The 26492-nt window shown below is 57.0% G+C and carries 23 protein-coding genes; 13 read left to right on the top strand and 10 right to left on the bottom strand.

Features of this window, described 5'->3' with window-relative positions; translation table 11 throughout:
- Positions 1–149 precede the first annotated feature (149 nt).
- The gene (locus tag LJN55_RS06855; RefSeq protein WP_200640911.1) at positions 150–737 is read right to left on the bottom strand and encodes a Yip1 family protein; all 588 of its coding nucleotides are present in this window, start codon (positions 735–737) and stop codon (positions 150–152) included.
- Positions 738–960: 223 nt separating this feature from the next.
- Between LJN55_RS06855 and LJN55_RS06850 the strand changes: the two genes are divergently transcribed.
- The gene (locus LJN55_RS06850; protein ID WP_227535907.1) at positions 961–1527 is read left to right on the top strand and encodes a DedA family protein; all 567 of its coding nucleotides are present in this window, start codon (positions 961–963) and stop codon (positions 1525–1527) included.
- A 126-nt stretch (positions 1528–1653) separates the two neighbouring features.
- Here the strand turns inward: LJN55_RS06850 and LJN55_RS06845 are convergent, their stop codons facing one another.
- A complete protein-coding gene (locus LJN55_RS06845) occupies positions 1654–2298 on the bottom strand; it encodes a DUF1028 domain-containing protein (RefSeq protein WP_200640915.1) in 645 nt (214 codons plus the stop codon).
- A gap of 148 nt (positions 2299–2446) precedes the next feature.
- Here LJN55_RS06845 and LJN55_RS06840 point away from each other — a divergent pair, with 148 nt between their 5' ends.
- From LJN55_RS06840 to LJN55_RS06810, 7 genes are all read left to right on the top strand, one after another.
- On the top strand, positions 2447–4018 hold the full coding sequence (locus tag LJN55_RS06840; RefSeq protein ID WP_227535906.1) for an ABC transporter substrate-binding protein: 1572 nt from the start codon (positions 2447–2449) through the stop codon (positions 4016–4018).
- A 15-nt stretch (positions 4019–4033) separates the two neighbouring features.
- Positions 4034–4981, top strand: a complete 948-nt coding sequence (locus tag LJN55_RS06835; RefSeq protein ID WP_159338078.1) for an ABC transporter permease — start codon at positions 4034–4036, stop codon at positions 4979–4981.
- On the top strand, positions 4978–6750 hold the full coding sequence (locus LJN55_RS06830) for a dipeptide/oligopeptide/nickel ABC transporter permease/ATP-binding protein (RefSeq protein WP_227535905.1): 1773 nt from the start codon (positions 4978–4980) through the stop codon (positions 6748–6750). The genes LJN55_RS06835 and LJN55_RS06830 overlap by 4 nt, the downstream gene beginning before the upstream one ends.
- Positions 6747–7562 carry an ATP-binding cassette domain-containing protein gene (locus LJN55_RS06825; RefSeq protein ID WP_227535904.1) on the top strand — a complete coding sequence of 272 codons (816 nt, stop codon included), beginning with the start codon at positions 6747–6749 and terminating at the stop codon, positions 7560–7562. Before LJN55_RS06830 ends, LJN55_RS06825 begins: the two co-directional genes overlap by 4 nt.
- Positions 7563–7575: 13 nt before the next feature.
- The gene (locus LJN55_RS06820; RefSeq protein WP_200640924.1) at positions 7576–8343 is read left to right on the top strand and encodes a FadR/GntR family transcriptional regulator; all 768 of its coding nucleotides are present in this window, start codon (positions 7576–7578) and stop codon (positions 8341–8343) included.
- A gap of 327 nt (positions 8344–8670) precedes the next feature.
- A complete protein-coding gene (locus LJN55_RS06815) occupies positions 8671–10485 on the top strand; it encodes a glycoside hydrolase family 15 protein (protein WP_227535903.1) in 1815 nt (604 codons plus the stop codon).
- A gap of 202 nt (positions 10486–10687) precedes the next feature.
- On the top strand, positions 10688–11845 hold the full coding sequence (locus tag LJN55_RS06810) for a L,D-transpeptidase family protein (protein WP_227535902.1): 1158 nt from the start codon (positions 10688–10690) through the stop codon (positions 11843–11845).
- 85 nt (positions 11846–11930) lie between these two features.
- On the opposite strand, the gene LJN55_RS06805 is transcribed toward LJN55_RS06810, so the two are convergent.
- Complete coding sequence (locus LJN55_RS06805; protein WP_133841161.1) at positions 11931–12959, bottom strand: transporter; 1029 nt, start codon at positions 12957–12959, stop codon at positions 11931–11933.
- Positions 12960–13162: 203 nt separating this feature from the next.
- On the opposite strand from LJN55_RS06805, the gene ppk2 reads away from it, so the two are divergent.
- A complete protein-coding gene (gene ppk2 / locus LJN55_RS06800; RefSeq protein WP_133841162.1) occupies positions 13163–14080 on the top strand; it encodes a polyphosphate kinase 2 in 918 nt (305 codons plus the stop codon).
- Here the strand turns inward: ppk2 and LJN55_RS06795 are convergent.
- From LJN55_RS06795 to LJN55_RS06780, 4 genes are all read right to left on the bottom strand, one after another.
- Positions 14077–15276, bottom strand: a complete 1200-nt coding sequence (locus tag LJN55_RS06795) for an MFS transporter (RefSeq protein ID WP_133841163.1) — start codon at positions 15274–15276, stop codon at positions 14077–14079. The genes ppk2 and LJN55_RS06795 overlap by 4 nt on opposite strands.
- A 158-nt stretch (positions 15277–15434) precedes the next feature.
- On the bottom strand, positions 15435–16373 hold the full coding sequence (gene dusC / locus LJN55_RS06790) for a tRNA dihydrouridine(16) synthase DusC (RefSeq protein WP_133841164.1): 939 nt from the start codon (positions 16371–16373) through the stop codon (positions 15435–15437).
- A 56-nt stretch (positions 16374–16429) separates the two neighbouring features.
- The gene (gene rhlE / locus LJN55_RS06785; protein ID WP_133841165.1) at positions 16430–17875 is read right to left on the bottom strand and encodes an ATP-dependent RNA helicase RhlE; all 1446 of its coding nucleotides are present in this window, start codon (positions 17873–17875) and stop codon (positions 16430–16432) included.
- A 402-nt stretch (positions 17876–18277) separates the two neighbouring features.
- Complete coding sequence (locus LJN55_RS06780; RefSeq protein WP_133841166.1) at positions 18278–18667, bottom strand: YbhQ family protein; 390 nt, start codon at positions 18665–18667, stop codon at positions 18278–18280.
- A 183-nt stretch (positions 18668–18850) separates the two neighbouring features.
- Here LJN55_RS06780 and LJN55_RS06775 point away from each other — a divergent pair, with 183 nt between their 5' ends.
- Genes LJN55_RS06775 through LJN55_RS06765 form a run of 3 tightly spaced genes read left to right on the top strand, consistent with a single transcriptional unit; the run spans position 18851 to position 21806 of the window.
- The gene (locus LJN55_RS06775) at positions 18851–19612 is read left to right on the top strand and encodes an endonuclease/exonuclease/phosphatase family protein (RefSeq protein ID WP_133841167.1); all 762 of its coding nucleotides are present in this window, start codon (positions 18851–18853) and stop codon (positions 19610–19612) included.
- Positions 19609–20853 carry a cardiolipin synthase ClsB gene (gene clsB / locus LJN55_RS06770; RefSeq protein WP_227535901.1) on the top strand — a complete coding sequence of 415 codons (1245 nt, stop codon included), beginning with the start codon at positions 19609–19611 and terminating at the stop codon, positions 20851–20853. The genes LJN55_RS06775 and clsB overlap by 4 nt, the downstream gene beginning before the upstream one ends.
- Positions 20853–21806 (top strand): lysylphosphatidylglycerol synthase domain-containing protein, encoded by a 954-nt coding sequence (locus LJN55_RS06765; protein ID WP_227535900.1) that lies wholly within the window; start codon positions 20853–20855, stop codon positions 21804–21806. Before clsB ends, LJN55_RS06765 begins: the two co-directional genes overlap by 1 nt.
- A gap of 166 nt (positions 21807–21972) precedes the next feature.
- On the opposite strand, the gene LJN55_RS06760 is transcribed toward LJN55_RS06765, so the two are convergent.
- Positions 21973–22683, bottom strand: coding sequence for a Bax inhibitor-1/YccA family protein (locus LJN55_RS06760; RefSeq protein ID WP_133841170.1), 711 nt, complete (start codon positions 22681–22683; stop codon positions 21973–21975).
- A gap of 247 nt (positions 22684–22930) precedes the next feature.
- On the opposite strand from LJN55_RS06760, the gene LJN55_RS06755 reads away from it, so the two are divergent.
- The gene (locus tag LJN55_RS06755) at positions 22931–24877 is read left to right on the top strand and encodes a methyl-accepting chemotaxis protein (protein WP_227535899.1); all 1947 of its coding nucleotides are present in this window, start codon (positions 22931–22933) and stop codon (positions 24875–24877) included.
- 33 nt (positions 24878–24910) lie between these two features.
- Here LJN55_RS06755 and LJN55_RS06750 read toward each other — a convergent pair whose 3' ends face one another.
- Both LJN55_RS06750 and moaE read right to left on the bottom strand, forming a co-directional pair.
- Complete coding sequence (locus LJN55_RS06750) at positions 24911–26002, bottom strand: DUF1615 domain-containing protein (protein ID WP_227535898.1); 1092 nt, start codon at positions 26000–26002, stop codon at positions 24911–24913.
- A gap of 36 nt (positions 26003–26038) precedes the next feature.
- Positions 26039–26491, bottom strand: a complete 453-nt coding sequence (gene moaE / locus LJN55_RS06745) for a molybdopterin synthase catalytic subunit MoaE (RefSeq protein WP_159338070.1) — start codon at positions 26489–26491, stop codon at positions 26039–26041.
- Between the last annotated feature and the right edge of the window lies 1 nt (position 26492).

The raw sequence follows: 26492 nt of genomic DNA, 5'->3' as shown, positions 1-26492 counted from the left end.
ATAATGAGGGTGTGGAAACCACACACCGCGTCCCGCACTGTTGCGGGGGCTGGCGCAGGCATAATACGCCGGAAGTTAAGGATTATCCTACAGGATATTCGTTTCTGAGCGTTACCAAAATACCGCCGGTTTCCCGGCGGTATCAACGCTCAAAATAGCTGATAGCCGTAACCCCACATCAGCACGGTTATTGCCAGTAACACTTCAAATACCAGGATACCGATGGCCAGTGTGGAGCCGGAGAAACGTAAGCTCTCTTCGCGGTCTATGTTGAGGAGCAGCGGGATGCCGACGTACAGCAGATAGCCGGTATAAACCAGCGCCAGCGCGCCGACAAGGACACAAAGCCACACCAGCGGATAGAGAGCCACCAGCCCGCTGAGAAACAGCGGTGTTGCCACGTAACCGGCAAACACCCGACAGCTTGAAAGTGAGGGCCGCTGTGGGTAGTCACGCGCCATCCACCAGATCACCTTTCCCATGACAGCCACACCCAGCAGGATCAGCGCATAGAACAGGATGGCCAGTGAGAACGCACTGAATAACGACAGCGGAATAGTCCGTTCAATGCCGATATCCCAACCGATTTGAGTGGTACCAATGAAGGCGCAGATCACCGGGATCAGCGCCATCAGCAGCACATGATGAGTGTAATGATGCGAGAGCGTTTCATTCTCTTGCTTAATGTCGCGCATCTCCCGACCCGGGTGCGCAAGAAGTCCCCAGACATGATTCATATCTTCACTCCTCTGTACAACGGACCGCCAGCAGGCACAGTCTCGGGCGGCATCTCTTCAAGTATAAGCGGCCCTGCCCTGTTTGTTTTTCATCCAACAGATGAACACGTTAAGCGCTTCATTTTCCGTTAAAAATAAACACTGAGACGGCCCTTTTCGCTGCAACTTTTATCAAAAGGGTTAGACTTAACCCTAAAAGCAACATGAGGAACGGGTTTAACAGATGGATGTAAATACGCTAATTTCCCAGTATGGCTACTGGGCACTGTTTATTGGTTGTCTGGCTGAGGGTGAGACATTTACGCTACTGGGCGGTGTCGCCGCACATGAGGGCCTGCTGCATTTCGGTTGGGTGGTGCTGGTGGCGATGTGTGGGGGTGTTCTGGGTGATACTGCGCTGTTTTTCATTGGCCGCCGCTACGGTGAGCCGATCCTCCAGCGTGTCAAAAAACATCAGCAGCAGATTGAGCGGGCTAACCGCCTGATCCGTAAACGCCCGGTGCTGTTTGTGATTGGCGTGCGCTTTATGTATGGACTGCGCATTGTCGGGCCGATTATTATCGGGGCCAGTCAGCTCTCTCCGCGCAAGTTCCTGCTCTTTAACGCGATTGGCGCCGCACTGTGGGCAGTGATTTTTGTTTCGCTCGGTTACCTCGGCGGCCAGGTGATTGCGCCTTGGCTGCATCAGCTTGATCATCATCTCAAGCACCTGTTCTGGCTGCTGCTGGCGGTGGCGCTGGTGTGGGGCATACGCCTCGTGGTGAAGCACCGCCATAAAAAGCATCAGTAGTGGTCGACCCTCTGTTTCGGTCGACCAGCAGCACCGGGCTCACCCATGGTGCAGACCCCCGGCACGGGATGACCGGAAAAAAAGGTCATCCCCGACGAAAGGTGAATACCTGACCCGTTGCGGTCCCTATTCGCCCCCCGGCAACTGCCGGAAAAAATCCGCATAGGTCGGCGCGCGCACCTGCTCCAGCACCCCGGCTAACTGCACCAGCGGAGCATCCGACCAGTCAACACGCACATCAATGTCGGCATAAGCACGACGATCCCAGACCTTTAGCGCCGCAGAACGAATGCCACGCTCATCCCCTCCGGCCTGATGCGCGGCATTAAGCGCCGCCAGCATCCGATCGGCCAGCGGCAGACGGTGCGCCGCTGCAAACGCAGTCTGCATCGCCGTCAGGACCTGTTCACTGACCAGCATATTGCCCGCCACGGCCAGCTGCGGGCCCGCCATGCTGCTGAAGCAGCGCCCGCACAGGCTGCCGCTCCAGTGCGCGGTCGCCCCGGCATTATCGATAATCAGCAGTTGCCGCCGCTCACGCGCATCATCTTCCTTCAACAACAGATGCAGCGTCTGTTCTGCCGTCAGCCCCTCTGCCAGCAATGCCAGCCCGCGACTGCCGTACAGTGGATTGGTCAGCGCCTGCGTGGCAATAGCACCCGTACGGGCGCGGCCATGGATCACCAGCGCACCCACGGCCGGGCCGCCCGTGGCCGTGGCCGCCGCCAGTGCGCCGCTCTGTGGATCGCGTGCCACAATAGAAAAGGTCATTGCACCCTCCTTCTGCCAGGCAGATCAAATTTATATGGATAAATTATTGCACTTAACGCTATTTATACGCATAAATAACAAACAGGACAAACTTTGTTCATCCGCACGTCACACCGTGCGCTGACCACTCTGCTTAACGGGGACCACCATGTTCACATCGCTACGCACCGGGTTGCACTGTCTTTCCCTCTGCCTGGGTCTGCTGGCCCTGGCACCCCAGGCCGGGGCAGAATCTCCCCCCGGCGTGCTAATTATCGGCCAGGTGGCAGAGCCACAGTCGCTCGATCCTCAGGTGGCTACGGCCGCTAACGATTCGCGTATTCTGGTCAATATTTACGATGGTCTGGTGCGCAATGCGCCGGGTTCACTCTCGATTGAACCGGCACTCGCCAGCCGTTGGGAAATCAGCCCGGACGGCCTGCGCTATACCTTCCATCTGCGTGAAGGCGTCACGTTCCACGACGGTACGCCGTTCAATGCCGATGCGGTGAAATTTACCTTTGAACGCATGCTTAACAAGCAACATCCGTACTATCACACCGGCCCCTTCCCGCTGAGTTTCTTCTTCTCTTCCATCGATACCATCACCACCCCGGATGCACAGACGGTGGTGTTTACGCTGAAACAGCCCTTCGCCCCCCTGCTCTCCAATCTGGCGACCCCTGCCGGGCTGATTGTGTCTCCGGCGGCGGTGAAGAAATATGACAAAGACGTTGGTCGCCATCCGGTCGGCACCGGGGCCTTTCGTTTTGGCGAGTGGCAGGCCAACCAGCGCGTGGTGCTGACCGCCAATAAAGACTACTGGGACGGCGCGCCGAAGCTGGAAGCCGCTGTGTTCCGTCCGATTACCGATGGCAACACCCGCACCGCGGAGATGCTCTCCGGCGGCATTGATGCGATGGTGGAAGTGCCGCCGGACACGGTAAAAACCTTCGCCGATAACCCGCAGTTCCAGATGCACCAGGCGGTCGGCCCGCACGTCTGGTTCCTGCTGCTGAACACCAAAGAGAAACCGTTTAACGATAAACGCGTTCGCCAGGCGGTGAACTACGCCGTCAATAAGCAGGCGCTGGTCGATAAAGTCTTGCAGGGCTCGGCCCAGGTCGCCGATGGCCCGATACCCTCAGCGTTTGCCTGGGCGGCGAACAAAGAGGTCAGCCCGTATCCTTACGATCCAGAAAAGGCCCGTGCGCTGCTGAAAGAAGCCGGGGCAGAAGGGGCTACGCTGAATTTCTACGTCACAGAAGGGGGATCAGGGATGCTTGATCCGATCCCGATGGCCACCGCGATTCAGGCCGATCTGAAAGCCGTGGGCCTCAACGTCACTATTCAGACCTGGGAGTGGAACACCTATCTGGCCAAAGTGAATGCCGGGCTGACCCCGCAAACCCAGATGGCAGAGATGGCATGGATGACCAATGACCCGGATACCCTGCCGTTCCTCACCCTGCGGCGCGATGCGTGGCCGGATAAAGGCGGCTTTAATTCCGGTTATTACAGCAATCCCGAGGTCGATAAGCTGCTGGATGAAGCCCGAAGCAGCAGCGACCAGCAGACGCGCGGTGCACTGTACCGCCAGGTGCAGGCCCTCGTTCACGATGATGCCCCCTGGCTGTTCGTCGCCAACTGGAAGCAAAATGCCGTGACCACACGCCAGGTGCAGAATTTTGCCCTGCAACCCAACTTCAACCTGATCCTGCATCAGGTCAGCAAACCCTGACGGAGGCCGCCTGCCATGTGGAACTATTTACTGCGGCGATTGATTGGCATCATCCCGGTGATTATCGGCCTGTCGCTGATTGTCTTTCTGCTGATGGCGATGATCCCCGGCAACCCGGCACAGGCATTGCTCGGCGCATTTGCCACACCGGAAAATGTGGCGCGCGTCAGCGCCGAACTGGGGCTGGATAAACCGCTGTGGCAGCAGTATTTCATCTGGGTCAACAACCTGCTGCACGGCGATTTTGGTCGCTCCTATGTGCTGAACCGCCCGGTGATCGATGAAGTGCTGGAACGCCTGAGCGCCACCCTGTTGCTGGGCGGCTGCGCGCTGTTGCTGAGCGTGATCCTCGGCCTGCTGGCGGGTGTCACCTCGGCGGTACGCCAGTTCGGCTGGGGCGACAAACTGATCACCCTGCTGGTGTTGATCGGCATTTCCCTGCCCTCGTTCCTGATCGGCCTGCTGATGATCATGCTGTTTGCCGTCAGCCTGCGCTGGTTCCCGGCCTCCGGCATGTTCGCGATTTATGGTGGCGGCGATGCATGGGACCTGCTGCATCATCTGACGCTGCCCGCCATCACGCTGGCAATTGTTGCCACCGGGGTGATTGCCCGCCTGACGCGCACCGCGATGCTGGAAGTGCTGCGACAGGATTACATCCGCACAGCGCGCGCGAAAGGCGTCAGCGAGCGCCGGGTGATCTGGCGTCACGCCTTTCGCGTGGCGCTGGTGTCGGTGATCCCGGCAATCGGTATTCAGGCTGGCTTTGTGCTGGGCGGCGCGGTGTATATTGAAACCGTGTTCCAGTGGCCGGGCCTGGGCGCGATGCTGGTGAAAGCCGTCTCAACCCGCGACCTGCTCTTGGTACAGGGCGGCGTGCTGGTTGCGGCCATTGCTTATGTACTGATTAATCTGCTGACCGACATCGTTCAGGCCTGCCTCGACCCGAGGGTAAAATCATGACGACATCCACTACCCTGCCCACGCGCCGCTCCAGCTGGTCGCTGTTACTGCACAACCGCCTCGCCGCGCTGGGATTGCTGCTGCTGGCAATCACCTTAACCGCAGCCTTTATCGCTCCGCTGCTGCCGCTGCCGGACCCGGATGCCACCGACCTGCTGCAACGTCTTGCTCCGCCGCTGACGCCGGGCCACCTGCTGGGCACCGATGCACTGGGCCGCGATATGTTATCGCGCCTGCTGTGGGGCACCCGGGTTTCTGTTGCCGTGGGCCTGAGCGCGACTCTGCTGGCCGCCATTTTCGGCACGCTGATCGGCCTGATTGCCGGCTACGCCGCCGGGCGCACAGACAGTATCCTGATGCGCCTGATCGATATGATTATGGCCTTTCCCTATATCCTGCTGGCGCTGGCGATTGTCGCGGTGCTCGGGCCAGGGCTACTGAATGCGCTCTATGCCATCGCGCTGGTCAATATTCCGTTCTTTGCCCGTAATGTACGCGGTCTGACGCTCGGCCTGCGCAGCCGTGATTTTATTCAGGCAGCCAAACTGTCGGGGAAAAATCATACGCAGATCCTGTTAAGCGAAGTCCTGCCTAACGTTCTGCCGCTGATCGTGGTGACGCTCTCCACCACCATCGGCTGGATGATCCTTGAAACGGCCGGGCTCTCCTTCCTCGGTCTGGGCACACAGCCACCGGATGCCGATCTCGGGTCGATGCTGGGCCAGGGGCGCAACCAGCTGTTTATCGCCCCCCATGTTGCCCTGGTGCCGGGCGTGATGATCTTCCTGCTGGTAATCGGTTTTAACCTGCTGGGAGATGGCGTGCGTGACCTGCTGGATCCGCGTCTGAAGTCCGGCGCCCTGCTACGCTCACAGGCAATGACCACCGTTGATCGTGCAGCGGTCGCCCCGCGTGCTCATCCTGATGCGCTGCTGGAAGTGGTGGATTTACAGGTAGCGTTCAGCCGTGGGAGCCATCGGGTGCCCACGGTAAAAGGCGTCAGCTTCCATGTGCAGGCGGGTGAATGCCTCGGACTGATTGGTGAAAGCGGCTCCGGTAAAAGCGTCAGCGCACTGGCGATTATGGGTCTGGTGGCTTCGCCACCCGGTGTGATCACCGGCGGTAGTGTCTGGCTGGAGAATGAGGAGTTGCTGTCTCTCTCTGCCACCCAGATGCAGCAACGCCGTGGTGTACGCGTGGCTTATATCTTCCAGGACCCGCTGACGTCACTGCATCCCCAGATGCGCATCGGCCAGCAGCTGGTCGAGGCGATTCAGTGCCACCAGCCGCTAAACGCCGCGGCGGCACGCGCCAAAGCCATTACATTACTGGAAGATACCGGCATTCAGCAGGCGGCAGAACGCTTTGATGCCTGGCCTCATCAGCTTTCCGGCGGCCAGCGTCAGCGCGTGGGCATTGCTATCGCCCTCGCCAACGATCCACAGGTCATTATTGCCGATGAACCCACCACCGCGCTGGATGTCACGGTACAGGCGCGTATCCTCGCCCTGTTGAACGAACTGCGCCACAAACGCGGGCTGGCCCTGCTGTTTATTACGCATGACTTTGCCGTGGTCAGTGAGATGTGTGACCGGGTAGCGGTCATGCGCCAGGGTGAAATTGTGGAAAGCGGTCTCACCGCCACGGTATTACAGGCTCCTCAACACGACTATACCCGACGACTGATTGCCAGCGTGCCGCAGCGCGGTCAGGGCCGCGCCTTCCTGCAACAAATCCGCCAGCTACACCAGCAGGAGACCTCTTCATGAAGAACGTGATTGAAGTGAAAAATCTGATAAAAACCTACCCGGGTCAGGGAGGATGGTGGCGACGCAGTAACGCCGTTGAGGCGGTAAAAGGCATCAGTTTTAATCTCGGCCAGGGGGAAACCCTTGCCGTGGTCGGTGAAAGTGGCAGTGGAAAAAGTACCCTCGCCCGTATGCTGGTCGGGCTGGAATCCCCCACGTCTGGCAGCCTGACCCTACAGGGTGAAGAGGCCAGCCTGCTGGCCCAGCGTGGCGTGCAGGCTTTTGGCAAAACCATTCAGTATGTGTTTCAGGACCCGGTGGCATCGCTCAATCCGCGTAAAACCATTCGCCAGATCCTGAGCGTGCCGCTCCGGCGGCTGTGTGGATATTCTGCGCGTGACTGTCTGCCGCGTATGCAACAGCTGCTGGCGGCGGTCAATATGCCTGCCGATGCCCTGAACTGTTATCCTCATGAGTTTTCTGGCGGTCAGGCGCAGCGGCTGGCGATTGCCCGTGCGCTGGCGGCAGAGGCACAGATTCTGGTGCTGGATGAACCTGTCTCTGCGCTTGACGTCTCAGTACAGGCACAGGTTCTTCTGTTGCTGGAGGATCTCAAACAGGAGCTGGGTCTGTCTTATCTGTTCATCAGCCATGACCTGGCCGTGGTGGAGTCGATTGCCGACCGCGTTGCAGTGATGAATTCTGGTACTATCGTCGAATGCGCCGCCACACAGACGCTGTTCAGTGCGCCTGAGCACGAATACAGTCGTCAACTGCTGGCAGCCGCGCCAGCCTGGCAGCTCACGCCGCCCAGCGTTCAGCCCACTCTCTGACATACAGGTGACCATGTCTTCAGTATCAACGCCCCCTGAGGCGGTAAAGCGTAAACGCACCGACACCATCATTGATGCCATCAAGCAGAGCATTGTGGATGACAACCTGCTGCCCGGCGATCGCCTGCCGCAGGAAAAAGATCTGATGGTACGATTTTCAGCCGGAAAAAGTACGGTACGTGAGGCACTGAAGGCGCTGGAAGCGCAGGGGCTGATCCGCACGCGTACCGGACCCGGCGGCGGTGCATTTATCGACAGCATGCCGGAAAACCGTGCCATGAGCCTGCTGTCGAATTATCTGTTTACCCGCGAGCTGAGCATCAGCCATATCTATGCGCTGCGTAAAACCCTGGAGCCGCAGGTTGCGGTCAGCGCCATCGGCCAGATTGATGAGGCGGGTTTTCAGCAGTTGCATCAGTTGATTCGCATCTATGACCACCCGCCAGCAAGTGAAGAAGAGCGCTGGGAACAGCGCATGGCCGAGCTGGATTTTCACAGCGTGGTGGCGAGTTATTCGGCCAATCCGCTGCTGGCCTTTTTCTGTCGTTTTCTGCAACGTCTGCTGAAAGATCTGGCGGTGTGCAAAGATATTTATCAGCAGCCGCAGCCCGTCGATCGTCGCCAGGGCATCGAATATCAGTATCAGTTGATTGATGCGCTGCGCCGTGAGGATGCCACCGCGGTGGAACGCATCATGCGCGACCATATGCAGCATGCTGAGCAGGCGATGCTGTTGCTGCAGGCGACGCTGGAAGAGCGTTTTTTACGGGATGATAGTTGAGTGAGGGTCAGGCATGCCTGACCCCTACGAAAGATTACGGTTGTAGTAGACGAGTGGCATGCCTGACCCCGGCGAAAGATTACGGTTGTAGTAGACGAGTGGCATGCCTGACCCCGGCGAAAGATTACGGTTGTAGTAGACGAGTGGCATGCCTGACCCCGGCGAAAGATTACGGTTGTAGTAGACGAGTGGCATGCCTGACCCCGGCGAAAGATTACGGTTGTAGTAGACGAGTGGCATGCCTGACCCCGGCGAAAAGATAGTGCAGTTATCGTAGGGGCGTGGCATGCCGCGCCCATCTGCCAAAACAACCGCTATAGTTAAACGATGAATAAAATCAAACGAAAGATTGAAGACCACGGCGTCATTGGCGATCTGCGCACCTGCGCACTGATCGCCAATGACGGAACCCTCGACTACTTCTGCTGGCCCAACCTCGACAGCCCCTCAATATTCAGCGCCCTGCTCGACAGCGATAAGGCGGGCTTATTCAGCCTCAGCCCCGACTGGCCCGATGCGCGTCGTATACAGCTCTACCTGCCCGATACCACCCTGCTACAAACCCGCTGGCTGGACGATCTGGGTGTCGTGGAAGTGACCGACTATATGCCGGTATGCCAGCGGGAAGACCGCCAGCCACGCATTATTCGTCGGATTAATGTGGTGCACGGCAGCGCCACCATCAACCTGCGCTGTGCGCCTGTCCATGATTATGCCCGGGCAGAAACCCGCGCCACTCTGCAATCAGGAGGCGTGATATTCCACGCAGAAGGTCAGCCCACGTTACGCCTGACGGGCGAAGTGGACTTTGCCCTGGAAGGTGCCGCGGCGGTCGCCCGCTTCACCCTAAAGGAAGGGGAATCGCGCGAGTTTATTTTCGGGGGCGATGAGGATCCGCAGCGTGAAGAAGAAGGTACCGAAAGCTGCTTTAATGCCACGCTGGCGTTCTGGCGGCAATGGAGCGCGCAGAGTAGCTACCAGGGACGCTGGCGGGAAATGGTTAACCGCTCGGCGCTGACGCTGAAGCTGCTGACCTCCTGGCAACACGGTTCAATTGCCGCTGCTGCCACATTTGGCCTGCCGGAAGAGCTGGGTGGTGAACGGAACTGGGACTACCGCGCCGCCTGGATCCGTGATGCCTCTTTCAGCATGTATGCCCTGATGCGCCTCGGCTATGTCGATGAAGCAAAACACTTCACGCACTGGGTCAGCCGCTGCGTTGAGAACAGTCACAACGACGTTGAAAAATTACAGGTGATGTACCGCATCGACAGCGGCACCGAGCTACACGAAAGCGAACTGCTGAACCTGTCGGGCTATGCCGGTTCCACCCCGGTGCGCATTGGTAATGATGCCTGGCGCCAGTCGCAGCTGGATATCTACGGTGAGTTGATGGACGCCATTTATCTCGCCAACAAATACGGCGAAGCGATTTCCCAGCGCGGCTGGAGCCACGTCAGCCGGATGATTGACTATGTGGCCGACCACTGGGAGCAGCGTGATGCCGGCATCTGGGAAATGCGCGGGGAACCGCAGCACTTCCTGCATTCACGCCTGATGTGCTGGGTAGCACTCGACCGTGCAATACGTCTGGGTGAAAAGCGATCGCTGTCAATGCCTGCCGAACGCTGGACCGCCGCCCGGGATGCGATCCGTAGCGATATCTGGGAGAATTTCTGGCATAAAGAGGCGGGTCACTTTGTCGCCACCCGTCACGGCGAGTTTGTTGATGCCTCAATGCTATTAATGCCGCTGGTGCGCTTTGTCGGGGCGACCGACCCGGACTGGCTGGCAACGCTGGATGTGATTAAAGAGAAGCTGGTCAGTGATGGAATGGTGCGCCGCTACAACGTCAGCGAAACCCCGGCCGATGGCCTGCAGGGTGAAGAAGGGGCCTTTGCCGCCTGCTCTTTCTGGTACGTTGAGTGCCTTGCGCGTGCCGGGCGGCTTGATGAAGCACACTTTGAATTTGAGAAGCTGCTAAATTACGCCAACCCCCTCGGCTTGTATGCGGAGGAGTTTGACAGTCGCGGTCACGCGTTAGGCAATACGCCTCAGGCGCTCACCCATCTGGCCCTGATCAGTGCCGCCTTCTTCCTTGACCGGAAACTGAGTGGGAAAGATCCGCTCTGGCAACCCTGAAATCAGGACGATGCATCGCAAAAACAGAATGATGCATCGCAAAAATGGTCGTATTGCACACAATTTATCGTAAAGATAGTTCAACAGGGAAAATCCTGGTTTCATCCGGGGCCATAATGCACATATAATGTGCAGCCGGTCACAGTTGGCCAGTATTGGGTCGTTTATCAACAGTCTACATGGCGCTACACCTGAAATTACTATGAAAAAGAACATCCGTGCGTTAGTCACCTTGATTCTGGCCGCTGCGGCTTTCAGCCACTCTGCCTTCGCTGTGGTTTACCCTCTTCCGGCCGCCAACAGCCGCCTGATCGGGGAAAATCTGGAAATTACCATCCCGGAAGACAGCAAACTTCCGCTGGAAGCTTTCGCTGCTCAGTACCAGATGGGTCTGAGCAACGTTATGGAAGCGAACCCAGGCGTGGACGTTTATCTGCCGAAAGCAGGCAGCAAACTGATCATTCCTCAGCAGTTGCTCCTGCCTGACGCTCCACGTGAAGGCATCGTGATCAACAGTGCGGAAATGCGTCTGTATTATTACCCGAAAGGCAGTAAAACAGTGGTTGTGCTGCCTATTGGTATCGGCGAACTGGGCCGTGATACGCCGGTAAACTGGACGACCACCGTTCAGCGCAAAAAAGATGGCCCAACCTGGACCCCAACCAAGAAGATGCATGAAGAGTACGCCGCACGCGGTGAATCCATGCCTGCAGTCTTCCCGGCTGGCCCGGATAACCCGATGGGTCTGTATGCGCTGTATATCGGCCGTCTGTATGCCATCCACGGTACCAATGCTAACTTTGGTATCGGCCTGCGCGTGAGTCACGGCTGTGTGCGTCTGCGTGCTGACGATATCAAATGGCTGTTCAAGAATGTGCCAGTGGGTACACGCGTGCAGTTTATCGATCAGCCGATTAAAGCATCGGTTGAGCCGGACGGTTCACGCTACGTGGAAATTCATAACCCACTGTCGCAGACCGAAGAGCAGTTTGCCTCTCGCGAGCCCGTTCCGTTGACACTGACCAGCGCGGTGAACAAAGTGGTTTCAGACGCCAGCGTTAACACAACCGCAATGGAAGACGCGCTGAAAGCACGTTCTGGCATGCCAACCAAAGTGAACGGCGATGCGAATAGCCAGCCTTCTGCTCCGGTTGTAGTGCCTCAGCAGGCAGCCGCTCCGCAGGAAGAGCCAGCCGCCGCCGTTGCCACTCAGGGCGCAGAAGCTCCTGTCACCACTGAAGCCCCTGCCGCTACGGAAGCGCCAGCGACGACTGAAGCACAGGCAGCGACCGATGCGTCAGTACAGGCGGTTCCCGCGCTGACTCAGCCTGGCCCGATCTACAGCACGCCGAAGCCTTAATTCCGCGCAGTAGATATAAAAACCCCCGTGCCGTTAAGGTGCGGGGGTTTTTTATTGTGCGTTTTTTACTGGCGCGAGATAGCCGTCAGGGCTTATCACGCCGCCGCAACACCAGCCAGGCCGCAACGCAGGTGAAAAGCGTTACCAGCATCACCAGCAGGAAAAAACCGTGCGGATTATTGGCCAACGGCACACCGCCCACATTCATGCCAAAGAACCCGGCCACCAGATTAATCGGCAGGGCCAGCACGGTGATCAGCGTCAGGGTAAACAGGGTCCGGTTACTCTGTTCCAGTTGCTGCGCAGCGATCTCTTCCTGCAGCAGCCGGATGCGCTCGGTCAGTCCATTCAGGTCGTTCAGGACCACGGTGAACTCTTCGGTAAACTGACGCAGATCCTGCACCACATGATGATGCAGCCAGCCCGGCGGGCGATTGATCAGGCGAAACAGTGCCGCCGGTTCCGGTGCCAGCAGGCGCTGGAAACGCAGCAATGTGCGGCGCAGGCGCCCCAGTTCACCACGATTACTTTTTATATGCTGCCCGAGCAGGCGCTCTTCTATCTGATCCACATACTGATTCGACTGGCGCACAATCAGCGCCAGCACCTCTTCCTGTTCCGCCAGCAACTGAGCCAGCAGCCCGGTCGACGAACGCAGCTCCAGCTGGTCCAGCTTACTGACTAACCGTTCCACCAGCCGCAGCGGTTTAAAGCGGGCGCTGACCACCAGCCCATCGCGACACCAGATCCACAGCGTAGCGCTTTCGTCGCTGGTTTCCCGTGCGTTGAAAGTAACATCGTTCAATACCGCCATCAGCGCATCATTCTGTCGTTCTATACGGGTGCTGTGCGACCCCTGCTGGATTTCGTCAAAGAAGTCTTCATCAACGCCAAAGTGGGTTTTCAGCCAGCGGGCGGCGGCGGCATGGTTAAGATTAACGTGCAGCCAGAGAAAGCTGCCCTCAACGGCTCCGCTGGCCCAGGCCTCACAGGATTGCTGAACGGTCAGGCTTTCGGGTGCGTGATCCTGAACAAAGCGGTAGCCATAAATCAGGCCGGAAACATCATCACTGAAGTCCGGTTTTTGCCGCAGTAACGGCAGGTGTTGCGTCATTCGTTTTTTTCCGGTTCGGGCGCGTTATGGCGATAGTCTTATCCTGCCGTATGCCGATGACAGTTTTGTTACCGGAGCGACTGTTCACGCAGAAATCCCTCAAGGTTGTCATTTTCCTGTCACACAGAGTGCGTATTACCAGAGGATAAATTGATGAACCTGCCTGAATGGCTATTTTCACCACATGACCGGGAGAACGACGTATGGCGATGCAAGGTAATGATTTCTCAGCTGAGAATATTCACCATCGTCTGCTACAGGAATTTTACGACAGCTACGACGAAGAGCTGGAAATGGAGCTGGACGATCTGCGTTTTGGCGATGACAGCAAGATGGAAGAAGGCGAGAAAGCCTGGCGTAAACACTATTTCCGCGAGCTGCTAAGGCTACAGGGTGAACTGGTGAAGATGCAGGACTGGGTGATGCGCACCGGGCACCGCATGGTGATTATCTTTGAAGGCCGCGATGCCGCGGGCAAAGGTGGCGTGATCAAACGTATTACCCAGCGTCTGAACCCCCGTACCTGTCGTGTGGCTGCCCTGCCCGCCCCCAACGACCGTGAACGTACACAGTGGTACTTCCAGCGCTACATTGCACACCTGCCTGCGGCGGGCGAAATGGTGCTGTTCGACCGCAGCTGGTACAACCGCGCAGGCGTTGAGCGGGTCATGGGTTTTTGTAATGAACAGGAAGTGGAAGAGTTTTTCCGCAGCGTACCGGAGTTCGAGAAGATGCTGACGCGCAGCGGGATCCAGATCGTTAAATACTGGTTCTCTATCACCGATGAAGAGCAGGAACTGCGTTTTCTCAGCCGCATTCACGATCCGCTGAAGCAGTGGAAGCTCAGCCCGATGGACCTGGAAAGCCGCCGCCGCTGGGAAGACTACACCGAAGCCAAAGAGATTATGCTGTCGCGCACCCACATTGACGAAGCGCCGTGGTGGGTGGTCCAGGGCGTGGATAAAAAGAAGGCGCGCCTGAACTGCATCAGCCACCTGCTGCGCCAGGTGCCGTATGAGGACAGCGCCTTAAAACCCATCACCCTGCCCAGCCGTGAGCGCAACGAGGATTATCACCGCACCCCGGTGCCGGACGATATGATTGTGCCGGAAGTGTACTAAGCCTGTCGGGGCAATGTGTTATTGCCCCGGATTAGCACACTGACCATGATTAACAGGGCCAGCAACACCACCCCTGCCGCCGCCAGATAGATACTGTCCACGCCCCAGTGCCCAATCAGCAATCCGGCAATCGGCCCGGTAATGCCTAATCCACAGTCGAGAAACGCGGAGTAAAGCCCCAGCGCCGATCCCTGATTTTGTGGCTGAACCCGACGGATCGCTTCCACGCCCAGCGCCGGGAAGATCAGCGAGAAACCGCTGCCGGTAAGAAATGCCCCCAGATCCACCAGCCAGATCGAACCGGCCTGCCAGATTAGCAGCAATCCTACACATTCAATGGCAAAGGAGACCAGCGAAACACGAATGGCCCCGTAGCGCGCAATGCTGTTGTTAAACAGCAGGCGCATGAGAATAAAACCGATGCTGAACAGGGTCAGGGAGAACGCCGCACCGTTCCAGCCATGATGGGAGAAGTAGAGCGTAATAAAGGTGGCGATAGTCCCAAACCCGACCGTGCCTAATCCCAGGCAAAGACCATACAGCCAGATTTTTCCAAACACCTGGTTGAAGGGAATGCGCTGCCCCACTTGTACCTGAATCGCCGGGCGTTGGGTCGCCAGCCAGTAGCCAAAGGCGGCCATCAGCATGATCAACACGGCAAAACCGGGGATGCCGAACAGCGCATTGAGCATCACGCCCAGCGGTGCCCCCATTGCCATTGCCAGATAGGTTGCCACGCCATTCCACGAGATTACCCGAGCACTCTGCACGGTGCCCACCACATTGATGCCCCAGAGGATCGATCCGGTGGCAGTGAGGCTTTCACCAAAGCCTAATACCACGCGCCCCACGGCCAGCAGCAGCAGACTGGTGAGCGGTGAGGCATCCATCAGCACCGCTAGCAGGGTAAACAGCCCGCTGGCACCACAGAGGATCAGCCCCACCAGCACCACTTTTTTCGGCCCCAGCAGATCGGCATAACGCCCGGCCTGCGGTCGGCTGATCAACGTGGCGAAATATTGCAGGCTGATAATCAGTCCGGCAATAAACGAGCTGTAGCCCAGCTGGTTATGCACGTAGCCCGGCAATACCGCCAGCGGCAGGCCGATAGACAGGTAGCAAAAGAAGGTGAAGATCACGACAGAGATAATACGTTTGTTCAGTTGGGCATTGGTTAACGCCGGGATTGCGGACATAGCGGAGCCAGAAAAAGATACGATATGTGTCACATTATACCCTTAGCTTGCTAACAGATCCCGATCAGTTTAGAGACAAGTTATGTCCGTGAGAGGAAAGAGGGTTGATGCAGATGAGCAGGCAGAGGCTGGCCTGTGGGCCAGCCATTAACAGAGGGTTAGCCATTCACGGAACCAATCACCCGCGCAATATCCGCGGAGGTTTGCAACACGCGCACCTGCATAAACAACGGTGAGGCTTCTTCATACTCTTTACGCAGATACCCCAGCCACTGTTTGATACGCGCCACATGATACAGTCCGGTATCGCCCTGCTTCTCCAGGAGCACATACTTTTTCAGCAGTTGAACAACCTGCGGCCACGGCATCCGCGGTTCGTTGTATTTGATCACCCGGCTGAGATTGGGCACATTCAGCGCACCGCGCCCGATCATAACGGCATCACATCCCGTGGCCTGCATACAATCCTGCGCACTCTGCCAGTCCCAGATTTCACCGTTGGCAATCACCGGAATCGACAGCCGCTGACGAATCTCGCCTATCGCCGCCCAGTTTATCGCCTCAGCGCGATAGCCATCCTCTTTGGTTCGGCCATGTACCGCCAGCTCCGTGGCGCCAGCCTGCTGCACCGCATCGGCAATTTCAAACTGCCGCGCACCGGAATCCCAGCCCAGCCGGATTTTCACCGTGACGGGGAGATGGGCAGGCACGGCGGCACGCATCGCCTTCGCGCCCTGATAAATCAGCTCGGGATCTTTTAATAACGTTGCCCCACCGCCGCTGCCGTTCACCGTTTTTGACGGGCAACCACAGTTGAGATCCACGCCCCAGGAGCCCAGCTCGACGGCACGCGCGGCATTCTCTGCCAGCCATTGCGGATACTGCCCAAGCAGCTGAATACGCACACGGGTGCCTGACGGCGTGCGGCTGTCATGATCGAGTTCGGGACTGAGGCGTTGGAAACATTTCACCGGCAGCAGTGCATCCACTACCCGCAGAAATTCGGTAATACAGAGATCGTAGTCGTTGACGTCGGTCAGCAGTTCACGCACCAGCGAATCGAGAACGCCTTCCATCGGGGCAAGTAATACGCGCATGGTAAACCTGTGGGATGGGTGAGCAAAGGGGGAAGCGGGCGCTTCCCCCTGATTAATTAGCCGTTGTTCGCCGGGTTAGAACGACGTGGGCGGGTTTTGTTGACGCGTGGTGCGCCAGCGTTACCGCCTTCAGGGCGAGCGCCGCGTGGGGCTCCTGCACTGCTGCCATTCGCATTACCCTGACGACGTTCGCCGCCATTGCCGCCGCCGCCGTTACCGGTACGACTGCCGCTGGCACTGCGATCGCCACCGCTGTTACTGCGTTGACCCTGGCCCGGGCCGCCACGACCACGTCCACCGCCGCCACCGGCTCCGCCACGCTGCTGCTGGCGACCGTTGATGATCGGTTCTGCTTTGATGCTTGGGTCTGGCTCGTAGCCGTCAATCGCCATACGCGGGATTTCACGCTTCAGTACGCGTTCGATATCACGCAGCAGCTTCAGCTCATCCACACACACCAGTGACAACGCTTCACCCACTGCGGCCGCACGACCGGTACGACCAATACGGTGTACATAGTCTTCCGGCACGTTTGGCAGTTCGTAGTTCACTACGTGTGGCAGCTCTTCGATATCGATACCACGGGCAGCGATATCCGTTGCCACCAGCACACGAATTTTGCCGTCTTTAAAGTCGCTCAGTGCACGGGTACGTGCGCCCTGGCTCTTGTTACCGTGAATAGCAGCAGACGTGATGCCGTCTTTATTTAACTGTTCAGCCAGATGGTTAGCACCGTGCTTGGTACGGGTAAACACCAGCACCTGCTGCCAGTTGTCACGACCAATCAGGAAGGATAACAGCTCGCGCTTACGTTTCTTATCAACCATATGCACATGCTGCGTCACCTGCTCAGAAGCCGTGTTGCGGCGCGCCACGGACACTTGTTCCGGGTTGTGCAGCAGTTTTTCCGCCAGGGTTTTAATCTCATCAGAGAAAGTGGCAGAGAACAGCAGGTTCTGACGTTTTGCAGGCAGTTTTGCCAGCACGCGACGGATGTCGTGGATGAAGCCCATATCCAGCATACGGTCCGCTTCGTCCAGAACCAGGATTTCCACCTGAGACAGATCAAGAGCGTTCTGGTGCTCAAGATCCAGCAGGCGACCCGGGGTCGCGACCAGCACATCCACACCACCGCGCAGTTTCATCATCTGCGGGTTGATGCTCACGCCGCCGAAGACCACCAGCGAACGCATATCCAGATATTTACTGTATTCCTGCACGTTTTCGCCCACCTGAGCCGCCAGTTCGCGGGTCGGGGTCAAAATCAGTGCGCGCACCGGGCGACGGCCTTTAGGGTGCGGGTTGTTGCTGCTTAACAACTGCAGCAGTGGCAGGGTGAAACCTGCGGTTTTACCGGTACCGGTCTGTGCGCTGGCCATCAGGTCGCGGCCAGCAAGGACTACCGGGATAGCCTGGCGCTGAATAGGCGTCGGCTCGTTATAGCCCTGTTCTGCAACAGCGCGCAAAATATCGGCGTTAAGGCCGAGAGAATCAAATGACATAAAGTTGACTGACTCCGGATCCGCCCTGACCGCATAGCGGTGTAGTTTCCAGGGGGAGAGTTGACGCCAGGATCATTCCTGACGCTTGAATGAGAGCACAAACCACGGTGCGTAAGCCGGGCATTATAACAGATCCCTACGCTGCACAGGGAGTTATTCTTATCGTGTTATCCGAAAATGCGCTACAGCCTGTAACAGTGCACAAACGATCGCTTGCTGTTGCATACAGCGCATTAACGTAACAACACTTTTGTCATGCAGGAGGTTTATGAAGTGATGACGGCCCTGGTAACACTGCAGCACGTGGTGGTCGTGGTGGTATTGCTAACGCTGGCAGAGTGATTGAAACGACGGAGAGAAAGGCCATAAAACAGACGGGCCACCGAAGTGGCCCGTTGGGGTTTAGCGTGGGCGCTGACTCGGCTGCACCCGCTCTTTCACCAGCAGGGAGACCAGCGCAGGGCCAGCTAACATAACGACCCCTGCGGCACACAGCAGCAGGTTATTATGGATGACTCGTGACAGCACCAACAGCACCAGCATTGCGGCACCAAAATAGTAAGTGGTGGTCACGTCTTCCAGAAAATCGCCAATACGCCGCAGACGCGGCAAACGCTGGGTCAATAACATCGCGGCAAACACGCTGACATACATCGCCAGTAAAATCGTGCTGACCTGTAACAAGGCCTGATGTTTCCACCCCCACACCAGCGCAGCAATCAGCAGCAGGTGCAGTGCGATATGTACGCAGTTTTGTCCGGTGACAATCTGAATACGATTAGACCATTTCATGCTCTTCTCCTGGCAACCTCCGTTAAAGGTTACCCAAGCGGGTTACTGACACAGGCCAGTAACATATTTCCTCAGACTAACGTAGTTTTCGGATTATGCTGCAAATTAACGCATATCCCGCCACACTTTTGTGACAAAGACTACACTTTATCCTTCATTAGTTATGAAGGTAGCGTCATCAGTATGTCACAAAAAGCGCAAGGATTTTCATTTAAAGTCCTGACGATCAATACACATATGGGTTTTAACGCCTTTAACCGTCGCTTTATTTTGCCTGAACTGCGTGATGCCGTTCGCAACACCGGGGCGGATATTGTGCTGTTACAGGAAGTGATGGGCAGCCATGCGTTGCATCAGTTACGCGTTGCTGACTGGCCTGAAACCCCTCATTACGAATTTCTGGCGGATACCATGTGGAAAGACTTTGCCTATGGGCGCAACGCGGTCTATCCGGAGGGGCATCACGGCAACGCCGTGTTATCACGTCTGCCGATCGTCGATTATCAAAACCGGGATATCTCTGTTGCGGGCACGGAAAAACGCGGCATTTTGCATTGCCAGATTCAGGTGCCGGACTCCCCCGTTACGCTGCATATTCTCTGCGTACATCTTGGTCTGCGCGAGGCGCACCGTTCGGCCCAGTTGCGCATGATGTGTCAGCTGGTCAATGAATTGCCGCCGGAAGCGCCGGTGGTGATCGCCGGCGATTTCAATGACTGGCGCCAGCGGGCGAATGCCATTCTGAAGCGTGAGGCGGGGATGGAAGAGGTATTCAGCCGCAAAAATGGCCGTCCGGCTCGCACCTTCCCTGCCCGCTTTCCTCTGCTGCGGCTTGACCGTATCTATGTGCGCAATGCGGGCATTAGCCATCCGCAAACCATCCCGTTACGCCCGTGGGCACATCTCTCCGATCATGCCCCGCTCGCCGTGGAGATCCACCTATGAATCTGAACTGGCGTGAGGGCAACCAGATTACGCTGCTGGAAAACGGTGAAGAATTTTTCCCCCGGGTATTTGGGGCGATCCGCCGCGCACAGCACAGCCTGCTGCTGGAGACGTTTATCCTGTTTGAGGATGACGTGGGTAACGCCCTCCATGAGGAACTGCTGGCGGCCGCGCAGCGCGGGGTAAAAATTGAGATGATGGTGGATGGATATGGTTCACCGGACCTCTCTGACGCGTTCGTGCACAGCCTGACATCGCAGGGGGTACGTTTTCTCTATTATGATCCGCGTCCGCTGGTGCTGGGGATGCGCACCAACCTGTTCCGCCGCCTGCACCGTAAAATCGTGGTCGTCGATGGCACCATCGCTTTCGTCGGGGGCATCAATTATTCCGCAGAGCATAACGCCAGCTTTGGCCCGGAGGCCAAGCAGGATTATGCCGTTGAGGTGAAAGGCCCGATTGTTGACGATATTGCACACTATGTGCAGCAGGAGATCGGCAGCGAACAAAAACATTACCGCTGGTGGGGACACCGTTCTCACCGTCCGGCGCACAATGCCACGCCAGGGGATGCCCAGGCATTGCTGGTTTATCGTGATAACCATCAGCACCGCGATGATATTGAACAGCATTATATCGAAATGCTGAAAAATGCCAGACAGGATGTGATCATCGCCAATGCCTATTTCTTTCCCGGCTATCGCCTGCTGCGTGAGATGCGTCAGGCGGCGCGGCGCGGAGTGCGCGTGCGCCTTATCGTGCAGGGCAAACCGGATATGCCGATTGTCAAAGTGGGTGCCGAGCTGCTGTACAACTACCTGGTGGAGGGGGGCGTGGAAGTCTATGAGTATTGCCGTCGCCCGCTGCATGCCAAAATCGCGGTGCAGGACAGCCAGTGGGCAACGGTGGGCTCCAGTAACCTTGATCCGTTGAGTCTGTCGCTAAATCTGGAAGCTAATTTAATGATCCACGATCGTGCATTTAATCAGCAGGTGCGTGATAAGCTGGAGGGCTTGCTGTCAGCCGACTGTCAGCGGGTGCAGGAAAGTCAGCTACCGTCACGCAGCTGGTGGCAGCTCACTAAAAATGTGGTGGTGTTCCACTTTCTGCGCCACTTCCCGGCAATTGCAGGCTGGCTGCCGGCCCATACGCCGAAACTGGCCCAGGTGCCTCCACTGGTTCAGCCGGAGATGGAAACTCAGGATCGCGTTGAACCGGAAAACGAAGGGGCAAAACCCTGATGGCAACCTCCTCGTTACTCTGGAAACGTACGCGAAAAGTCCTCACCTGGCTGTTTTTTATCGCTGTTATTGTGCTGTTGGTGGTCTACGCCCGCCAGGTGAACTGGGCCGATGTCTGGAATGTGGTGGTCAATTATAACCGGCTGGCCATTTTAGGCTCAGTGGCGCTGGTGATAGTCAGTTACCTGACTTACGGTCTGTATGACCTGATCGGCCGCGCCTACTGCGGACATAAGCTGGAAAAACGACAGGTGATGCTGGTGTCGTTTATCTGTTACGCCTTTAACCTGACGCTCAGTACCTGGGTCGGAGGCGTAGCGATGCGCTATCGCCTTTACTCACGGCTGGGGCTGGACGGCAGCACCATTACGCGCATCTTCTCACTGAGTATCGCGACTAACTGGCTGGGTTATGTTCTGGTGGCCGGCGTGGTGTTCAGCGCCGGTATGGTCAGCGTGCCAGGCGGCTGGTTTATCGGTGCCGGTACCCTGCGTATCACGGGCTTCGCACTGCTGGCTTTTGTCGTGGCTTATCTGGCGCTGTGTGCATTCTCAAAAAAACGGCGCTGGACGATCAAAGGACAGAAGCTGGCGCTCCCGTCACTGCGAATGGCGCTGATTCAGTTTGCGGTATCCAGCGCCAACTGGCTGGTGATGGGCGCCATTATCTGGCTGCTGTTAATGCAGAAAGTGGATTTCCCGCAGGTGCTGGGCGTATTGCTGATCAGCAGTATTGCCGGGGTAATCATTCATATTCCGGCCGGAATTGGCGTGTTGGAGGCGGTGTTCCTGGCGTTATTGCGTGGTGAACCGATTTCGCATGGTGCGATTATCGCCGCGCTGCTGGCCTATCGAGTGCTCTATTTTATTGCCCCGCTGCTGCTGGCGCTGGTGCTGTATTTATGGCTGGAAGGCCGGGCGAAATCGTTACGGGCAAAGAATTTGTCAACGTAATGATAGCGGGTCAGGCATGCCTGACCCCTACGTGAATTCAGATACGCGCCTGATACCTACGTGAATTCAGATACGCGCCTGACCCCTACGTGAATTCAGATACGCGCCTGCCCCCTGCGGGACATGCAGACACGTAGGGGCGAGGCGCGCCTCGCCCACTCTGGTTTTAACGGCGGTTGCCGAAAATCCGCAGCAGCATCAGGAACAGGTTGATAAAGTCGAGATACAGCGTCAGCGCCCCCATAATGGAGAAGCGACGCAGGTTCTCTTTATCATTAACGTCGATCCCTTCACCGATATTTTTCAGCTTCTGGGTGTCATACGCCGTCAGACCAACAAACACCACTACCCCAATGTAGGTTACCGCCCACATCAGCGCCGTGCTCTTCAGCCAGATGTTCACCAGTGATGCCAGTACGATGCCGATCAGCGCCATAAACAGCATACTGCCCATTCCGCTCAGATCGCGTTTCGTGGTGTAGCCCCACAGACTCATGGCACCAAACATCCCGCCCGTCACCAGGAAAGTGCTGGCAATGGAAGAGTAGGTATACACGAGGAAAATACTCGCCATCGTCAGTCCGGTCAGCGCCGAATAGAGCATAAACAGCCCGGTGGCAACGGTGCCGCTGAGTTTATGCACCATCCCCGACAGCACAAACACCAGTCCCAACTGGACGATAATCAGGCCAAAGAAGGTAATACGATTGGCAAACACCAGTTCCATCACCTGCGGCGTATTGGCCGCATACCAGGAGATAAAGGCGGTTAACAGCAGTCCACAGGTCATCCAGCCGTAGACCTGCGCCATATAAACAGACAGGCCGGTGCTGGCGCGCTGTACGATTGAATCACTGGAACGTGGATATCGGTCCATGATGCTCCCCTTAAAAGGTGAATGAAATTACGGTTAGATCCGCTATTAGCTTGGCACAAACTCCACCCGCTCCGCCACCCTGCAACCGTGCTCTTTTTGCCAGATTGATTACCTGTTGAAGTTATTACGGAGTGAGACAATAAGCGGATAAAGATTGTGCAGCTTCTGCCGATAGATCGCTTACAGGGAATTTTAGTTACAAGAAGACACATAGCGATCACATTATTGCCACATCGGGGGAAGTCAGATGCAGAGTCAGTCGGTTCCAAAAAAGAAAATGAGTACCCGTACACTGATGCTGCTGACCGGGGTGCTGACTATCACCCTCGGTTTCAGCGTGACGATTGGACTGCTCAGTTGGCAGTCCAGCCAACAGCAAAGGAAACTGGCAGAAGAATATCTCGGTCAGATCGCCCAGAGCCAGGCACTGGCCGTACAGAATGAGCTGGATTATGCCCGTACTGTCGCCACATCGATGGGACAGAGCCTGGTCGCTCTGCGTGCCTCTGGCATCAGCGATCGTGCTATTGCAGAACAGCAGATGATCTACTCCCTGAAACTTAACCCAAGCTATCTGTCGATGTCGGTCGTGTTCGAACCTGATGCCTTTGATGGCCGCGATGCCGAGTTCGCCAGCCAGCCAGGATCGCCGCCCGCCGGGCGTTTTGCCCGTTTTGTTGACCGTGACCAGGCAGGAAACTATAAAGCGCACTTTATGGGATCGTTCCTGACACCAGGCCAGGGTGACTACTACCTGGTGCCGCGCAAACTTGAGCGCGACACCCTGACCGAACCCTATAGCTACGCTTATAACGGCATCCCTACCCTGCTGACGTCGGTTTCTGCGGTCATTGTCGATGACGGTAAATTGAAAGCGGTCACCACCTCTGATATCTCCCTCGCCTCGCTGCAAGAGCGTGTCAGTAAAATCAAACCCTGGGAAGGCAGCGGCTATGCCATGCTGATTTCCACCGCCGGTAAAGTGGTTTCCAGTCCGAATAAAGCGGATGCCGGTAAGCAGTACAAAGGCGAAACTGACGGCTTCACCACCAAAATGGTCGAACGCTTTGATCCGGTACTGGGCGAAGAGGTGCTGCAAACCTGGCGTCCGGTGACCGTCGGTAACAGCAAAGCTTCATGGTATCTCAGCGTTGTCGCTCCGGTTGATTTGGTGATGGCTGCCGCTAACCGCCAGTTAATGTACGCAGTGGCAATGATGCTGATCAGTATCATCGTGGTGTGCGGCGTGCTGGGCGTGATCTTCAGCCGTAAAGTGGCAACGCCTATTGGTGGCGAACCGCGTCAGGCGGCAGATATCGCCATGGCCGTGTCGGAAGGCGATCTCAGCGCCAATATTCCGGTGAAAGAGAACGATCAGCAGAGTATTTTCTTCGCCATGCAGACCATGCAGCATCAGTTGCGCAATATGGTCGGTGAGATTATTTCGGCCAGTGATTCCGTGCGCCAGGGTGCAGAAGAGATTGCCAGCGGCAACCTTGACCTCGCTTCCCGTACCGAGCAGCAGGCGGCAGCGCTGGAAGAGACAGCAGCCAGCATGGAGCAGTTAACAGCGACGGTAAAACATAACGCCGATAACGCGCATCAGGCCACGGCACTGACCGAAAATGCCACGGATATTGCCCAACGCGGTGAGCATTTGGTGTCGCAGGTGGTGAAGATCATGCAACAGATCGATGAAAGTTCACAGAAAATCGGTGCTATCACCAGCATTATCAACAGTATCGCTTTCCAGACCAACATCCTGGCGCTGAACGCGGCGGTTGAAGCTGCACGAGCCGGGGAACAGGGGCGTGGTTTTGCCGTTGTGGCGGCAGAGGTGCGCAATCTGGCGCAGCGAAGTGCCAACGCAGTGAAAGACATTTCTGCCCTGATCAGCGAATCGACTCAACGTGTTGATCAGGGGGTGACGCTGGTGCAGAGCGCCGGAAAAACCATGCAGGAGATGACCCAGGCGGTGAACTCGGTGAAAACCATTATCGGGGAAATTGTGCATGCCTCGGATGAGCAATCACAGGGTATTGGTCAGGTAACGGTCGCCGTGAACCAGATGGATGGCGCAACGCAGCAAAACTCCGCGCTGGTTCAGGAGATGTCCGCGGCTGCGGCTTCGCTGGAAGATCAGGCGAAGACGCTGGCGCAGACGGTGCAGATTTTCAAACTGCAATCAGTGTAAGACAGCGGTAGGGGACGGGCATGCCCGTCCCTGTTAATGACGACCGATACAGCTCTGATATCGGCTGTTCACCCGCTGGGCAAACCACGCGGTGGTGAGATTACGGGTAATCTTCGGACTCTCCAGCTTGATTCCCGGTAACACTTCGCGCGGCAGCTTTTTCCCGGCATCTTTCTCAGCCAGAGCAAATACCGACTTCCACAGATCGGTTTTCTCGAAATCGATGCTGTCGCCTTTCTCCAGCGCACGGCGAATCGCCCGGTCACTGTAATCCAGCCGCTTACCCAGAGTACGTACCGCCTTCTCGGTCGATCCTGCACTGTCGGAACCGTAGTTGATCAGGTCACCATCCAGCGCCAGCTTAATGCCACTTAATCGCGACACTGCCGCCTGAAATGCCGCATTACGGCTGGCGTACCAGCCTGCATTAAAGTCGGCAAAGCGATACAGCGGCGACGGATAATTAGCCGGATAGCCAAGCAGGTGCCGGGTGCCAAACCACATGCCTCCCCGGCGGGAAAAGACTTCGCGGCGAACAGAACTGTCCACCTGATACGGATACCCTTTAGCATTGGCTTCCGCGAAGGCAATACTGACCTGCATCGGCCCGCCCGTGTGGATTGGATTCAGGTTGCCAAACAGCTTCTGTCCCATTGGCACCATATCGATAAAATCATCAAATACCGCGCTCAGCTCTTTCTCACTTTTGACGTGATCCAGACGCCAGGCATAACTTTTGCCGGTCGGTGAGTTGATCATCAGTGCGGTGCGCACCAGGAAGGACGGAATATGCATTTGCCCGGCACGGCGATCTATCTCCGCCCAGGCAATTTTTGGCAGACCCGGCACGGTGGCATCGGCGCTGAAGTTAGATTCCTGTCCGGTCACCGCAATGACGGCGCAGATATTGCTGACGTCGGGCACGATATTCTGGCTGTTAAATGCCACGAAAATATCTTGCGTCCATCCCTGACGATCGCTAACGCCCGCAGGTAACAGACGGGCAATATCGGCTTTTACATCGGTCGGGCGCGGCTGAGATGCCTTGTCCGACGGCTGATGGCTACAACCCGCCAGCACCAGCAGGGCCAGCGGCAAAAGATGATGCAGTTCAATCCGGCGCATGAAAATCCTCAAGGCAGAGTCAACATGATAAATACGCTATTTCCAGCGGTCTGCGGCTTGATGGTCGCTGTCACGCGCGGCAACCCAGCGGTCACCTTCAGCGGTGGCTTCCTGTTTCCAGAACGGGGCACGGGTCTTTAGCTGATCCATGATAAATTCTGCGGCGGCAAACGCCGCTCCCCGGTGCGCACCGCTAACCCCCACCAGCACGATTTCATCGCCAGGGAACAGCTCGCCAATACGATGGATCACCGTCACACGCTGCATCGGCCAGCGGGCGCGCGCCTCTTCGACAATCTCTGCCAGCGCTTTTTCGGTCATACCGGGATAGTGTTCCAGCCTCAGCGCGCTGACATTATCCCCCAGATTGTGGTTGCGCACCTTGCCCGTGAACGTCACCACGGCACCGTCAAGATCGGATGCCGCCAGCCACTGGTACTCATCACTCATGCTGAAGGGCGCACTGCCCACGCGAATACGGGTATCCATT

It is taken from the genome of Erwinia rhapontici (genome assembly GCF_020683125.1).
Classification (GTDB): domain Bacteria; phylum Pseudomonadota; class Gammaproteobacteria; order Enterobacterales; family Enterobacteriaceae; genus Erwinia; species Erwinia rhapontici.
This window is presented reverse-complemented; position numbering and strand designations above follow the sequence as displayed.

Excerpts from the sequence above, each read along its gene's own strand:
- LJN55_RS06850 (WP_227535907.1), top strand. The coding sequence starts at position 961 with ATGGATGTAAATACGCTAATTTCCCAGTATGGCTACTGGGCACTGTTT.
- moaE (WP_159338070.1), bottom strand. The coding sequence starts at position 26,491 with ATGGATACCCGTATTCGCGTGGGCAGTGCGCCCTTCAGCATGAGTGAT.
- clsB (WP_227535901.1), top strand. The coding sequence starts at position 19,609 with ATGAATCTGAACTGGCGTGAGGGCAACCAGATTACGCTGCTGGAAAAC.
- LJN55_RS06810 (WP_227535902.1), top strand. The coding sequence starts at position 10,688 with ATGAAAAAGAACATCCGTGCGTTAGTCACCTTGATTCTGGCCGCTGCG.
- LJN55_RS06765 (WP_227535900.1), top strand. The coding sequence starts at position 20,853 with ATGGCAACCTCCTCGTTACTCTGGAAACGTACGCGAAAAGTCCTCACC.
- ppk2 (WP_133841162.1), top strand. The coding sequence starts at position 13,163 with ATGGCGATGCAAGGTAATGATTTCTCAGCTGAGAATATTCACCATCGT.
- LJN55_RS06760 (WP_133841170.1), bottom strand. The coding sequence starts at position 22,683 with ATGGACCGATATCCACGTTCCAGTGATTCAATCGTACAGCGCGCCAGC.
- LJN55_RS06840 (WP_227535906.1), top strand. The coding sequence starts at position 2,447 with ATGTTCACATCGCTACGCACCGGGTTGCACTGTCTTTCCCTCTGCCTG.
- LJN55_RS06845 (WP_200640915.1), bottom strand. The coding sequence starts at position 2,298 with ATGACCTTTTCTATTGTGGCACGCGATCCACAGAGCGGCGCACTGGCG.
- dusC (WP_133841164.1), bottom strand. The coding sequence starts at position 16,373 with ATGCGCGTATTACTTGCCCCGATGGAAGGCGTTCTCGATTCGCTGGTG.
- LJN55_RS06830 (WP_227535905.1), top strand. The coding sequence starts at position 4,978 with ATGACGACATCCACTACCCTGCCCACGCGCCGCTCCAGCTGGTCGCTG.
- LJN55_RS06805 (WP_133841161.1), bottom strand. The coding sequence starts at position 12,959 with ATGACGCAACACCTGCCGTTACTGCGGCAAAAACCGGACTTCAGTGAT.
- LJN55_RS06750 (WP_227535898.1), bottom strand. The coding sequence starts at position 26,002 with ATGCGCCGGATTGAACTGCATCATCTTTTGCCGCTGGCCCTGCTGGTG.
- LJN55_RS06795 (WP_133841163.1), bottom strand. The coding sequence starts at position 15,276 with ATGTCCGCAATCCCGGCGTTAACCAATGCCCAACTGAACAAACGTATT.
- LJN55_RS06755 (WP_227535899.1), top strand. The coding sequence starts at position 22,931 with ATGCAGAGTCAGTCGGTTCCAAAAAAGAAAATGAGTACCCGTACACTG.
- LJN55_RS06825 (WP_227535904.1), top strand. The coding sequence starts at position 6,747 with ATGAAGAACGTGATTGAAGTGAAAAATCTGATAAAAACCTACCCGGGT.
- LJN55_RS06815 (WP_227535903.1), top strand. The coding sequence starts at position 8,671 with ATGAATAAAATCAAACGAAAGATTGAAGACCACGGCGTCATTGGCGAT.
- LJN55_RS06855 (WP_200640911.1), bottom strand. The coding sequence starts at position 737 with ATGAATCATGTCTGGGGACTTCTTGCGCACCCGGGTCGGGAGATGCGC.
- LJN55_RS06835 (WP_159338078.1), top strand. The coding sequence starts at position 4,034 with ATGTGGAACTATTTACTGCGGCGATTGATTGGCATCATCCCGGTGATT.
- LJN55_RS06775 (WP_133841167.1), top strand. The coding sequence starts at position 18,851 with ATGTCACAAAAAGCGCAAGGATTTTCATTTAAAGTCCTGACGATCAAT.
- rhlE (WP_133841165.1), bottom strand. The coding sequence starts at position 17,875 with ATGTCATTTGATTCTCTCGGCCTTAACGCCGATATTTTGCGCGCTGTT.
- LJN55_RS06820 (WP_200640924.1), top strand. The coding sequence starts at position 7,576 with ATGTCTTCAGTATCAACGCCCCCTGAGGCGGTAAAGCGTAAACGCACC.
- LJN55_RS06780 (WP_133841166.1), bottom strand. The coding sequence starts at position 18,667 with ATGAAATGGTCTAATCGTATTCAGATTGTCACCGGACAAAACTGCGTA.